The sequence below is a fragment of the Streptomyces sp. NPDC054786 genome, from assembly GCF_053611685.1.
This window is the reverse complement of sequence record NZ_JBSHAW010000025.1, coordinates 69734-82951: the sequence shown is the minus strand read 5'-3', so window position 1 is coordinate 82951 and position 13218 is coordinate 69734. Positions and strand designations below refer to the sequence as shown.

The 13218-nt window shown below is 71.3% G+C and carries 9 protein-coding genes; 3 read left to right on the top strand and 6 right to left on the bottom strand.

Annotated elements, in window-relative coordinates; genetic code table 11:
* Nucleotides 1–202 precede the first annotated feature (202 nt).
* The gene (locus ACWGI6_RS21915; protein ID WP_003981845.1) at nt 203–433 is read left to right on the top strand and encodes a DUF7455 domain-containing protein; all 231 of its coding nucleotides are present in this window, start codon (nt 203–205) and stop codon (nt 431–433) included.
* A gap of 110 nt (nt 434–543) precedes the next feature.
* Here the strand turns inward: ACWGI6_RS21915 and ACWGI6_RS21910 are convergent, their stop codons facing one another.
* The 6 genes from ACWGI6_RS21910 to ACWGI6_RS21885 all read right to left on the bottom strand — a co-directional run bounded on the left by ACWGI6_RS21910 (nt 544) and on the right by ACWGI6_RS21885 (nt 9971).
* Nucleotides 544–1353, bottom strand: a complete 810-nt coding sequence (locus ACWGI6_RS21910) for a serine protease (RefSeq protein ID WP_453269077.1) — start codon at nt 1351–1353, stop codon at nt 544–546.
* A gap of 135 nt (nt 1354–1488) precedes the next feature.
* Nucleotides 1489–3048, bottom strand: coding sequence for an RNA polymerase sigma factor (locus ACWGI6_RS21905; RefSeq protein ID WP_453269076.1), 1560 nt, complete (start codon nt 3046–3048; stop codon nt 1489–1491).
* Between the two features lie 397 nt (nt 3049–3445).
* Nucleotides 3446–4447, bottom strand: a complete 1002-nt coding sequence (locus tag ACWGI6_RS21900; protein WP_453269075.1) for a FadR/GntR family transcriptional regulator — start codon at nt 4445–4447, stop codon at nt 3446–3448.
* Nucleotides 4448–5282: 835 nt separating this feature from the next.
* Nucleotides 5283–6047, bottom strand: a complete 765-nt coding sequence (locus ACWGI6_RS21895; protein WP_453269074.1) for an NUDIX hydrolase — start codon at nt 6045–6047, stop codon at nt 5283–5285.
* A 49-nt stretch (nt 6048–6096) separates the two neighbouring features.
* Nucleotides 6097–8097 carry a glycogen debranching N-terminal domain-containing protein gene (locus tag ACWGI6_RS21890; protein WP_453269073.1) on the bottom strand — a complete coding sequence of 667 codons (2001 nt, stop codon included), beginning with the start codon at nt 8095–8097 and terminating at the stop codon, nt 6097–6099.
* A 215-nt stretch (nt 8098–8312) separates the two neighbouring features.
* Complete coding sequence (locus ACWGI6_RS21885; protein ID WP_453269072.1) at nt 8313–9971, bottom strand: DUF4192 family protein; 1659 nt, start codon at nt 9969–9971, stop codon at nt 8313–8315.
* 125 nt (nt 9972–10096) lie between these two features.
* Here ACWGI6_RS21885 and ACWGI6_RS21880 point away from each other — a divergent pair, with 125 nt between their 5' ends.
* Both ACWGI6_RS21880 and ACWGI6_RS21875 read left to right on the top strand, forming a co-directional pair.
* On the top strand, nt 10097–12262 hold the full coding sequence (locus ACWGI6_RS21880; RefSeq protein WP_453269071.1) for a RecQ family ATP-dependent DNA helicase: 2166 nt from the start codon (nt 10097–10099) through the stop codon (nt 12260–12262).
* Between the two features lie 225 nt (nt 12263–12487).
* The gene (locus tag ACWGI6_RS21875; protein ID WP_453269070.1) at nt 12488–13201 is read left to right on the top strand and encodes a hypothetical protein; all 714 of its coding nucleotides are present in this window, start codon (nt 12488–12490) and stop codon (nt 13199–13201) included.
* Nucleotides 13202–13218: the final 17 nt, after the last annotated feature.

Sequence of the window (13218 nt, the reverse complement as noted above, 5' to 3'; positions counted from 1 at the left end):
ACCGGCAAGCCGGCCGGGAGGACACAGATCCAACAACCAACGTGAATCAGACCACCAAGCAATACGGCTCATTCGCCGCCACCCGGCAGCACCCGGCCCCCTCGGAGAATTTTTTCGAGGAAAAGGCACGAGCGGGAACGTTTTCGGCCTGGTTGGATGTTGACCCTGGTACGACAGCTCGTCGAGCTAGAGAAGAGGCGACGTGACTACTGTTCTGACACCCGCGAGCCCGCTGACGGCCGCTGACCGCTGCGACCGCTGCGGCGCCCAGGCATACCTGCGCGTCGTCCTGATGTCCGGCGGAGAACTGCTCTTCTGCGCCCACCACGGTCGCAAGTTCGAGCCAGAACTCAAGAAGATCGCCGCGGAAATACAGGACGAGACGGAGCGGCTGACCGCTTCTCCGGCGTCCGCGTCCGATGAGGAACGCTGACACTTCGCATCCACGACGAGCGAGCAGCGGCCCAGCGCCGTAACCGCGGGCGGTTCCCCGACACCACAGGGGACACCGCCCGCACTCGCGCGCTCACGCCCCCGCGCCGCTCAGTGGGCCCCGTGTGCGGACACCGCCGGGAGAAGCGCTGAGGCGCGCGTATAGACCCCCGGACTGCCTCGTTGACCGCAGCCGGTCCCCCACGACACCAGACCCACCAGCCGTCCGCGCACGACCAGCGGCCCGCCACTGTCGCCCTGACAGGCGTCGTGGCCGCCGTCCGGCTCCCCCGCGCACAGCATCGTTCGCGCCTTGTACGTACCGTCGGCACTGCCCGGATACGCCCGCGCACAGACCGCATCAGGCAACACGTTGACGTGTGCCGCCCGCAGCCGTGACGCGTAGCTGCCCCCGCCCGTGGTGTCGCCCCAGCCGTAGACCGTGGCCGCAGTGCCGGCCCGGTAGGCGTTGTCCTGCCGTCCCGCTATCGGGATGGGCCGGTTCGGAATCGGTTTGGCCAGCGTGAGGACAGCCATGTCACCGTCGTTCGTGTAGTTGTTGTAGCGCGGGTTGACCCAGATCTTTGCAGGCTTGAGCTCCTGTCCACCGCCACCGCTGAGCTTGTCGCGTCCGACGACGATCCTCAGATCCCGTACTTCCCGCCAGGGGACGCCCAGCACCTCCTTGCTCAGACAGTGCGCCGCCGTCACCACCGTCGAGTGCCCGACGAGCACACCGCCACAGAACTGTCCGGAGCGCTGGGCCCCGAAGCGCTCGTGGGAAGCCAGAGCCACGGCCCAGGGGCTCTGTGACAGCGGCGCGGGCTTTCCGCCGATTACCGCCTCGTCCGCAACCGCCGGCGCCGGCAGGGCGAGGACCAGCGCGAGGGCTCCGAGGGCAGCATGTGCGGTCGGACGCATTCGGACTCCTGACTCTGGGACAGTGCGCGCACACCTAGAGTGACCCAAACGGCGGCCCGGCGCACCCCGGACGGGCGCGAGCCCGGCCCTCCGAGTAGGAGTGACCGGGCTCGTGGCGCTCTTGGGGCGGTTGGACTAGTCGAGGTAGTCGCGCAGCACCTGGGAACGCGACGGGTGACGCAGCTTCGACATCGTCTTCGACTCGATCTGACGGATCCGCTCACGCGTGACGCCGTAGACCTTGCCGATCTCGTCCAGCGTCTTGGGCTGGCCGTCGGTGAGGCCGAAGCGCATGGACACGACGCCGGCCTCACGCTCGGAGAGCGTGTCCAGCACCGAGTGCAGCTGCTCCTGCAGAAGCGTGAAGCTGACCGCATCGGCCGGGACGACTGCCTCGGAGTCCTCGATGAGGTCACCGAACTCGCTGTCGCCGTCCTCGCCCAGCGGGGTGTGCAGCGAGATCGGCTCACGGCCGTACTTCTGGACCTCGATGACCTTTTCGGGGGTCATGTCGAGTTCCTTGGCCAGCTCCTCCGGGGTGGGCTCGCGGCCCAGGTCCTGGAGCATCTGGCGCTGGACGCGCGCGAGCTTGTTGATGACCTCGACCATGTGGACGGGGATACGGATCGTACGGGCCTGGTCGGCCATGGCGCGGGTGATGGCCTGACGGATCCACCACGTGGCGTAGGTCGAGAACTTGTAGCCCTTGGTGTAGTCGAACTTCTCGACCGCACGGATCAGACCGAGGTTGCCCTCCTGGATCAGGTCCAGGAACAGCATGCCGCGGCCCGTGTACCGCTTGGCCAGGGAGACGACCAGACGGAGGTTGGCCTCCAGGAGGTGGTTCTTCGCCCGTCGGCCGTCCTCGGCGATGATCTCCAGCTCACGCTTGAGCTTCGGTGCGAGCTTGTCGGAGTTCGCCAGCTTGTCCTCGGCGAACAGCCCCGCCTCGATGCGCTTGGCGAGCTCCACCTCCTGCTCGGCGTTGAGGAGCGGGACCTTACCGATCTGCTTGAGGTAGTCCTTGACCGGGTCGGCGGTGGCACCGGCCGCGGCGACCTGCTGCGCAGGCGCGTCGTCCTCGTCGTCGTCGGACAGGACGAAACCGGCGTTCTCCGCGCCCTCGGCGGCCTCGGGCGCGTCACCCTTGCCGGGTGCCGGGGTCTCTTCGGTCGCCTCGTCGTCGAGCAGCTCGTCGGCGTCCTTCTTGGACGCGGTCTTCTTTGCGGTGGCCTTCTTGGCCGTGGCCTTCTTCGCGACCGTCTTCTTGGCGGTCGTCTTCTTCGCCGCCGCCTTCTTTGCAGGCGCGGACTCGGACTCATCGGCCGACGGGTCCGCCAAAGGGGCGGGGGCCGCGGCGGCGGTGGTCTTCTTGACCGTGGCGGCCTTCGCCGCGACGGTCTTGGTGGCGGTGCGCTTCGCCGGACTCTTCGCTGCGACGCTCTTGCGGGTGCGCTTGGGCGCCTCTGCGGCACTGACCATCAGCGTCACACCCTCCTCGTCGAGGATCTGGTTGAGGCTGCGCAGAACGTTCTTCCACTGGGTTGGCGGAATCTGGTCAGCCTCGAAGGCCCGACGCACGTCATCGCCGGCGATCTGCCCATCTGCCTTTCCCCGCTCGATGAGCGCCATCACAGACTCGGACTCGGCGATCTCCGGCGGGAGCGTACGGGATGTGCTGGCCGACACGAACAACCTCTCGGAACGATGGAAACGGCTTCCGACCCCGTCCAATGTGGATCGGAGCCGACGACCGCCGGTGGGGATGGACCGACGGCGCAGGGGCAACCGGGGAGTTGAACAGCGTCACGAACGCCGCTCGTATTCCCTCCTCGGCTATCACCTCTTAAGTCATCGCGCTTCCCGGAAGAGCGTTACGCCCAATCTGCGTGGCCCGAGTCACACCCCATAACGACCCATTCCCAGTCATATGACATGCAACCCTCCCAAGACCTGTCGCCGGATCCGGTCGGCGACCCGGATCCGGCGATATTTCTGCGCCTCGCCGTGTACGGCGTGCCCTGCCCCGAGGGGTGCGCAGGGCACTGGGCCGTGCGGCGACCACGGTCCGTACGCGGTCGGGTGCGGACCTTCAGTGCTCGCGGGGCGCGGGGACGACGTGGTCCACGGGCGTCCCGGGGCCCTGGCCGACGACCTCGCCATGGGCGGCGAGGAGCTGGCGCATCGCGGATTCGGCTGCCGTGGCGTCGCCGGATCCGATGGCGTCGACGACCCGCATGTGCTGGCCCACGGACGTCTCGACCGGACGCTCGCAGCCGCCGCCGGGGCCGCCCGAGACATGGAGGGCGGCGGAGACGATGCCCGAGAGATGCTCGAGCATGCGGTTACCGGCGAGCTGCAGCAGCAGCGAGTGGAACTCGGCGTCGGCGCGGGAGAAGGTCATGGTGTCGCCCTGGGCCGCGGAGTGCCCCATGATCTCGACCATGTCGGCCAGCCGCTGCTGGATGTCTTCCCGGCCATGGCCGGCGGCGAGCCTGGCGGCGAGGGGCTCGATCGTCCAGCGCAGCTCGGAGAGCTCGCGGCGCTGGTCGTCACGCTGGGGCCCGTAGGCCCGCCATTCGATGATGTCGGGGTCGAGGAGGTTCCAGTCGCTTACCGGGCGCACTCGGGTGCCCACGTTCGGGCGAGCGCTGACGAGGCCCTTGGCCTCGAGGACTCGCAGCGACTCACGGACGACGGTGCGGGAGACCTCGAAGCGCTGGCCGATCTCCTCGGGGACGAGCGGGCGGTCGGCGCCGAGGTCCCCGGAGACGATCATCTGCCCGAGCTGCTGGACGAGTTGACCGTGCAGGCCGCGGCCGCGGCTGCCGGCCGTGCGACGGCCGACCCGGCCGATGTCTGCCTCGGAGCCGTCCCAGACCTGCGAAACGCGCTCGGCACGGTCGTGGCCGGCTGCGTTGTTGGCGTTCGCGGCGTTGGCGGCGTTCGCGTAGGGGTAGCGGTCAAGCTCGCCCGGGCCTGCGAGGCCGGTGTCGCCGGGGCGAGCCGCGGTCATCATGGTGTGCGCAAGGGTACTCACGCATCTTTTGTCGGCGACACCCTGAACACCCTTGAGGTCTTTGGTGAAAAGCACACGAAAGGGTGATCGCCCCCCATCCCCTAATTGACGCTTTATCGGAAAGAAATGCGCTCTCCATGGCGAGTTGTGAACAGCAGCCGCAACAACAGGGCGCCAAAATATATGCCTTACTCGATCAGCGGAAGAAGCCGAACGGTATCGCGAGCACATATCCGCAGACCAGACGGGTTGACGACAACACCAGGGCGCTGCCTACGGGTTGGCACGCGAGCCACATCACGAACAGATGCGTCTTGGTCGATTGCGAACGGGTACTTGACGCGGCGGCTGGACAGTGGATCGCCCCCTGCCGGGCACTACGACAGCGCCCTCCGGCAATCCCGTTGCGGTGAAGCGGAATACACCGACCTCCGATAACCCCGCCTGCACACGACCGTGCAGCGGTCCCGCCCAACTGACAGCAAGAGCAGGGCACTCGATAAGGGTGATGACGGGCGCCGCCACGGAAGCCGCGCCAGAGCCGAGGCCAGGACCGCAGAGGGGGCCGGGCCGGCGGACGGGGCAAGTGGTCACGGGCGGGGTGGGCAGCCACGGAACGGGGCGGGCCGGGCGCTAACGGGGTGGCGCCACGGGCGCGCGACACCCCTCCGTCGGGGGCGCCGACAGCGGCCGGATACGGGCTGCGGATTTCGCCGGGCGGCCCGGCGGCGCGAGACATCGCGCCCCTGGCGGGGCGTGAGGCCGGTCGGAAGCTGCAAGGGACGCGAAGGGACTCACCCGCCCAAGGTACCGCGATATGTCTTATTTTCTCGCAATGTTCAATCTTGACGGTTTGTCGTGTCACTGCGGGTGAACTTCCGCCCCGCGGTGCCGTGGGCTTTGCCCGGGCTCAGACCTCGGGGCGCAGCATCGGCGGGTTGAGAAGCGTCGCCCCACCGGCCCGGAACAACTGTGCGGGGCGGCCGCCCTGACGCGTCGTCGTGCCGCCCGTGGGCACCAGGAACCCGGGGGTGCCGGTCACCTTGCGGTGGAAGTTACGGGGATCCAGGGCAACGCCCCAGACCGCCTCGTACACCCGGCGCAGCTCGCCGACGGTGAACTCCGGCGGGCAGAAGGCCGTGGCGAGCGAGGAGTATTCGATCTTCGAGCGGGCGCGCTCCACGCCATCGGCGAGGATCCGGGCGTGGTCGAAGGCCAGTGGGGCCGCCAGCTCGCCCTCGCGGGCGAGGGTGTCGTCCTGCTCCAGGAGGGTCTCTACGGGTGCCCAGCGCGCGCTGTGGGCGTCGCCGCCGGCCGTGGGCGCGGGCAGGTCGGGGGCGAGCGCCAGGTGCGCGACGCTGACGACCCGCATCCGAGGATCCCGCTTGGGGTCGCCGTACGTGGCGAGCTGTTCGAGGTGTGCGCCGTACACGGGGGGCGGGCCCGCCGGGGAATGGGCGTGCAGACCGGTCTCCTCGGTGAGCTCCCTGGCGGCCGCGGCCTCGAGATCCTCATCGGCCCGGACGAAACCACCGGGCAGGGCCCAGCGGCCCTGGAACGGCGGCTCACCGCGACGCACGGCCAGCGCGCACAGGGCGTGGCGGCGCACGGTGAGCACGACCAGGTCGACAGTGACGGCGAAGGGCGGGAAGGCCGACGGGTCGTAGGGAGGCATGGGCGTGATCATAGTCGTCCCCTTGACGATAAACAGGCCCCGGAGCACCTCACGACCCCAGTTGCAGGCCTTCTGCCGCCGTCTCCACCATCCCCATGCCGAGCCTGCTGATCCGTACCGCGAACGGCTGCTCCGCGACACACAGACCGGTGAGCTGCATCGCGCCGAGCGGGACGGTACCGAGCGGCCGCACGGACACCGTCCCAGCGGGAACGTCGGGCCGCAGGCCCGCGAGCGCGACGAGTATGTGCACAGCGCCGGCCGCCGCCACGGCAGCGGGACGGCAGGCCGCCGGATGCGGTACGGGGGCGCCGCCGGCGGTGCGCTGCTCGCCTGCGTACATCTCGGGGAGGCGGTACCGGAAACTGTCCGCGGCGTCGAGGACGCCTTTGGTCAGTGCGTCGGCCGCCCGCTCGTGGCCGGCTGCGGCCAGGCCGGCGGCGGCGACCGCCGTCTCGTGGACGCGGACCGCGCCGCTGCGGTGGCCGAAGGGGTTGTAGCCACTCTCCTTGGCACTCAGCCCTCGCAGGCCCCACCCGGAGTCCATGGCCGGGCTGCCCAGCAGACCGGCCAGCTGGCCGGTCCGTGCCGCGTCCAGCAGGCCGGGGGCCAGAGCGCCGCCACCGAGCAGTCCGGTGTCGAGGAGATGGGCGGAGGCGGAACCGAGGTGCGGGACCGGTCGGCCGTCGGCGGTGAGCAGGGCGGCGGGACGGCCGACCGCCGCGCCCTCCAGCCAGAAGTCCCTGCGGAACCGGGTGCGCAGGTCGGCCGCCCAGTCCCGCAGCGCCGCCGCGTCGGACGAGTGGAAGGCATCGAGGAGGTCGGCGCCCAGGAGGGCCGCGCGATGGGCATGGGCCTGGGTCTCGCAGCGGTACGGTCCGCCGGGCGCGGGATCGGGGACGTAACCGCCGCGGCCGCCGACCGATGGGTCGGTGACCCTCCTCAGCCACGTCAGGCAGCGCTCCGCGGCGGGCAGCAGCCGCTCGGTCTCGTGCTGGGGCAGGCCCCAACGGCGGGCCTCCGCGAGAACGGCGGGGAACAGAAGGGTTGCCTCGATGCCGGCGCAGCTGGGTGTTGAGTGCGGCCCTGCGTCCCGCAGAGCGCCGGGAATTCGGCCGAAATCCGCCCCTGGCGCGGCTTGTTGGCTACGGGCGAGCGCGCGCAGCGTGCCCGCGGCGAGCTTGGTGCCCAGGGGCAGCAGCATCCGGGCGGTCCACAGCGCCTCGACCGGTGCCAGGCCGCAACGCCACGGGAATCCGCCGGCGACATACATGTCCGTAGCGGCGACCGGGTCCCGCATCACCAGGCCGTGGAGATCGTCGAGGCTGCTCGCCATGAGGGCGTCGGCCCGACGGTCGTCGCACTCCAGCCGGGCCGCCGTCCAGGGGCGCGGCGGCCGGTCGCTGCGTCTCCGCGCAGCGACCGCTCCCGTGCGCGGTGCGGGGATGCGGACGTCCGCTGCACGCCGGTGCTCCAAAGGGCCGCCCGGTCCGCCGGGCTCGTACTCCAGACCGGCGCGCAGTTCGATGCTGCGGTGGCCGCCGGCCGGCAGATCGAGTTCCCAGCGCAGCAGTCCCGCCGAGGCCAGCGCATCCTGAGGTGAGGGCGTCGCGGACACCACTGCGTGCACACCGGTCCCGGACCAGCGGAGCCCGGCGCCGTGGACAGCGGCCCGCAGTTCGGGGCCCGGGAGGCCGACGGCGACGGCGCCGAGCTCCGCAAGGTCCGTGCCCAGCCGGATCTCGACCGCCAGCCGAACGGGCCGCGTGGCACTGCTGCGGAACGTGATCTGCTCGGTGCCGTCGGCGGATCGCAGCCGCTCCAGACGGATCTCCGGGTCCGGCCCGCGCTCTCCGGCCCTGCGGATCGTCCCGATGAACCGGGCTCGGTCCACGCCCGTCAACCGCCCTTGGACGATGAGCGGTTCGTCGCCCGCGACCCGCAGTTCGCAGCGGGACAGGACCCGCCGGCCGTCACGGTAGAAGCCGTCCATGCCGCTGCCGGTCAGCTGCCCCGACGCCGGGGACACGGCGAGGGCCGGGAGGGCCACACAGACGAGTGAGGAGTGGACGGGTTGGGGCTGCGGGACCCGGGGCGGCGCCGGGCGCCGTTCTCCGGGCAGCCGGCTGGCCGGCTGAGAAGTGGGGACGAGGCCTGGCACGTTCTGCGCTCCCTGATGAGGTCGGGGCTCCGTACGGGCCGCTCCACTCAGGTGAACGGCCCGGCCGGCGCCCAGGTCACGCCGGCCGCGCAGCGACGGCAGGGTCACCGCCGGCTCCGGTCGCCATTCCGGCCGGCCCGGCGCCTGCCGCGCCCGTCGGTCGTACGCGAACCGGGGCCCGTGCCACCGCGTGGTCCGCGGGGGCGGCCGGCCGGTCCGGAGCGGGTCGGCCCGGGGCGTTTCGTGGGCTGCGGTGTCTTCTTGGCGGCAGGCGCGGGGACGGCGGGCTCGGCGGTGGTCACCGCCTCTCGGTGCTGCTCGCGCAGGCAGCGGCGCAGCGGCTCCGGGTCGAGGCCTTCGTTGATGGCCCGGTGCAGCAGCTGGGCGAAGGTGTAGTCGGGGTCGAGGGCCAAGGCGCAGCTGAGGGCGACGCGCGCCGAGGGTCCGTCCTCGGTGGACCAGCAGACCCAGCCGGCGAGGGTGAGCGGTGCCACCGCGTGTTCGACATAGCCGCCGGCACAGCGGCGGGCGAGGGCACGCCAGAGCCGAAGGGCCGGCGCGGCAGCGGAGCCGTCCATCCACTCCGCCGCCCGGTCGCGGGTGACCCGGTCCTGCAGGCCGAGGATGAGATCGGCGGCCTCGGCGTCGGTGATCAGTGCGTCGTCACAGGCGTCCCTGGCCCGGTTGCTGCCCGAGGGGGTGTCCTGACGGAACCGGTGGATCATGGCGCCGGCCATGTCGAGGGTGTTCCGGCGGACGTCCGCCGCGCCATCCCGCCGGAGCATGCGCGGAACCAGCGCGCCGGCGGCCGCGTCCAGCGCCTTCTCCTGTTCGGCGGCCCGCAGACCCGTGCGGGGCGTGAGCCTGGCCTCCATTTCCTTGAGGGAGCCGCGCACCTGCATTCCCGCGTAGGCGGCGGCCGCGGCCATGACGGACGTGCCCGGCATGACCATGGGTGTGCCCTCCGCGGGGCAGCACCGGAAGTCGGGGCAGCAGTAGGACCAGAAGCGGCCGTTGGAGAGGCACAGGGCTTCCAGGACCGGTACGTCGAGCGCGCCGCAGGCAGTGCGCAGCCGCTGGGCGAGGGGGCGAAGGCGGTCCTTGACGTCCTTGCCGCTCTCGCCCGCCACCGGCTCCTGGCAGAGGTAGACGATGATCGCCGCGGGACGGGTGTCACGGTCCTGGCCTGCGGAGATCAGGCACTCGGCAAGCTGGTCGGCAACATCCGGCCACTGCGCGGTGTCGGTGGGGATGCCGAGCCTGACCCGGCCGCCGAAGCGTCCGTGCTCGCCGTTCAGCGCGACCATCACGACGCTGTCGTCCGGATAGAAGCCCATGAGATACGGCAGGGCGTCGGCGAGCTCGGCCGGGCCGCGCAGGGTGACCTGGGCTTCGGCGGACGGGGCCTTGGTCGCGTCGGAGGGGGTGGAGGAGTGGGAGGGGCGGGAGGGAAGTGACGGGGTCATGGAGCCGGTGAGGTCGGACGAGGTCAGGGGGACAGTGGTGTCAGCGGGAGCAGAAGGGTTGGTGGCTTTTGCGGGGCCGGGCGGGCTGGAAGCTTCGGTGGGGCCGGCCGGGTCGGTGGGTGCCGTGGGGGCGGATCCGGCTGCGCCGGGCGCGTCGGCGGGGGCATCCGGCTTCGGGTCGCGGGGAGTGCGAGGAGAGTTCGAGGGGTTCGAGGAATTCGCGGCGGAGGGGTCGGCGGGCGTGGGGGTCGAGTGGATGTCGCCGGTGCGCTTGCTCGGTTCGCTGTGCGGATTCATGGCTCGAAGATCCCGCGGCCGGCCGCTGCGCCGCGACCCCTGTGGATAACTCGCGGGCGACGAGGTTATCCACAGCTTCGGGCGAGGGTTCGCGCGTTGTCAGTGGCATCGGGTTGCATGGGGGCATGAGCAACGAAGATCTGCGTGCCGCGGCCGACGCCGTCCTGACCCGCCTCGTCGGGGATCCCGGCGGCGAGGCCAGGCTGCGTGAGGATCAGTGGCGGGCGATCGAGGCGCTGGTCGCCGACCACCGCCGCGCACTGGTCGTACAGCGCACGGGCTGGGGCAAGTCCGCGGTCTATTTCGTCGCGACGGCGCTGCTGCGTGAGCGCGGCAGCGGACCCACCGTGATCGTTTCCCCGCTGCTCGCGCTGATGCGCAATCAGGTCGAGGCAGCCGCGCGGGCCGGGATCCGCGCCCGCACGATCAACTCCGCCAACACCGAGGAGTGGGACACCGTCCAGGCCGAGGTGGCGGCCGGCGACGTGGATGTCCTGCTGGTCAGCCCCGAGCGGCTCAACAACCCCGATTTCCGCGATCAGGTGCTGCCCAAGCTCGCGGCGGCAACCGGTCTGCTGGTCGTCGACGAAGCGCACTGCATCTCCGACTGGGGCCATGATTTCCGGCCGGACTACCGGCGGCTGCGCACCATGCTCGCCGACCTCCCGCCCGGTGTGCCCGTGCTCGCCACCACCGCCACGGCCAACGCACGAGTGACCGCGGATGTCGCCGAACAGCTCGGCACGGGCGAGGGCTCCACCGAGGCGCTGGTTCTGCGCGGGCCACTGGACCGGGAGAGCCTCAGCCTGGGCGTCCTCCCGCTGCCGGACGCCGCGCACCGGCTCGCCTGGCTTGCGGACCATCTGCACGAGCTGCCGGGCTCGGGGATCATCTATACGCTCACCGTTGCCGCCGCCGAGGAGGTCACGGCCTTCCTTCGCCATCGCGGGCACACGGTCTCCTCGTACACCGGCAAGACGGAGAACGCCGACCGTCAGCAAGCCGAGGACGATCTGCTCGCCAACCGCGTCAAGGCCCTGGTGGCGACGTCGGCGCTGGGCATGGGCTTCGACAAGCCCGACCTGGGTTTCGTGGTGCACATGGGCTCGCCGTCGTCCCCCATCGCGTACTACCAGCAGGTGGGCCGGGCCGGCCGTGGGGTCAAGCACGCCGAGGTCCTCCTGCTGCCCGGGCGGGAGGACGAGGCGATCTGGAAGTACTTCGCCTCGTTGGCGTTCCCGCCCGAGGAGCAGGTGCGGCGGACCCTGGACGTCCTGGCTGCCGCCGGCCGGCCGGTGTCGCTGCCGGCCCTGGAGCCGCAGGTCGAACTGCGCCGCTCGCGCCTGGAGATCATGCTCAAGGTGCTCGATGTGGACGGCGCCGTGCAGCGCGTCAAGGGCGGCTGGACGTCCACCGGCCGGCCATGGTCGTACGACGCCGAGCGCTATGCGTGGGTGTCACGCCAGCGCGAGGCCGAACAGCAGGCAATGCGGGAGTACGCCACCACGACCGGCTGCCGGATGGAGTTCCTGCGCCGGCAGTTGGACGACGAGGCGGCCGTGGCGTGCGGCCGCTGCGACAACTGCGCCGAGGCGCGGTTCACCACCGAGGTGTCCGCCGCCTCGCTGGATGCGGCGCGGGGTGAGCTGGGGCGGCCCGGCGTGGAAGTGGAGCCGCGGCGGATGTGGCCGACTGGGCTGCCGGCCGTCGGTGTCGACCTCAAGGGGCGTATCGCGGCAGGTGAGCTGGCCGCGACCGGCCGGGCCCTGGGACGGCTCTCCGACATCGGGTGGGGCAACCGTCTGCGGCCGATGCTCGCACCACAGGCGCCGGACGGCCCGGTCCCCGACGACGTGGCGGCCGCGGTGGTCACCGTGCTCGCCGACTGGGCCAAGGGGCCCGGTGGTTGGGCCTCGGGTGCGGCTGATGCACCGGCCCGCCCGGTGGGCGTCGTCGCACTCTCCTCGCACAGCCGCCCGCAGCTGATCCGGTCACTGGCCGAGCGGATCGCCGCGGTCGGCCGCATGCCGTTCCTGGGCACGGTGACCTCGGTGGACGACGGTGGCGACGGCCGGATTCCGCGCAGCAACAGTGCCCAGCGGCTACGGGCTCTGCACGGTTCGCTGGGCGTGCCGCCGGAGCTGGCGCAGGCTCTGGCCTCGGCGGGCGGCCCGGTGCTGTTGGTGGACGACTACGCCGATACCGGCTGGACGCTGGCCGTGGCCGCCCGGCTGCTGCGCCGGGCGGGGGCCGAGGAGGTGTTTCCGCTGGTCCTCGCCGTACAGGGCTAGGAGTGGTACGGCCTGCCTCGATGCGGCGATGAGTAGGGATATTTGCCGTTCTCCGGGCGATTCCGGTCGCGGGCGGGAATTGCTCGTTGCCGCATGCCTGTACGACCGCAAGAATTGGAGTTGCTTCCCCGTACCGGCCGTCCGTGGTCAGGCAGGGCCATGTCGTGGTGCGTACCCGCACCCGGCCACCGCCCGACGTGCGGACGCGTAGACGATGGGAGGAACGTGACCTTCGGCTTCGCCCCGCCCCCGCAGGTGTCCCCGCCCACGTCCGCCGACTCCGCCGCCCGCCTGGAGCGGATGCTGGAGCCCGCCGAATGGGCTTCGGCCGGTATCCCGTTGCTGCGCAATCCCCGTGAGGTCGTCGCCGGCCTGCACGACCGTCATCGGCCGGTGCCGTCGACGGCCGTGGTCGCGGTGCTCGATACGCATGAGCGGGTGACGGCCAGTGCCTCGTTCACCGAGTTCACGGCCGCTCCCGACGGCTGGGAGTTCCGCAATGTACTGCTGGCGCATCTGCGCCGGGTCATCCCGCACGACCTGCGGCTGCGCGCCCCTGTCCGGACCGCCGTGCTGCTCTATTGCCGTGAGGGCGAACCCCTTTGGACGGAGACGGACGGGGCGTGGATGTGGGGGTTGCGCGACGCCTGCACCCTGCACGGGCTCCGCTGCGGGGCATACATCACGTTGACCCCGGACCGCTGGCAGGTGCTGGGCGAGGGCCGGGGCGGGCGCCGCCCCAGGCCGGCCTCCGTGAACGAGTCGGTCACGGAATCACGCGGTGCGGGAGCGGGTCGTATGGAGGCACGTCGCACGACGGCGGCACGTCCGGATGCGCCGCATACGGCCGCGAATCTTCCCGTCACTCCGAATCGGTCGATGCCGCGGCGCACCGGAGGCGGTGCCCCGGAAGCCCATCGGCACACGGCGGCACGCTGAGCGGTCCGGGCCGACGT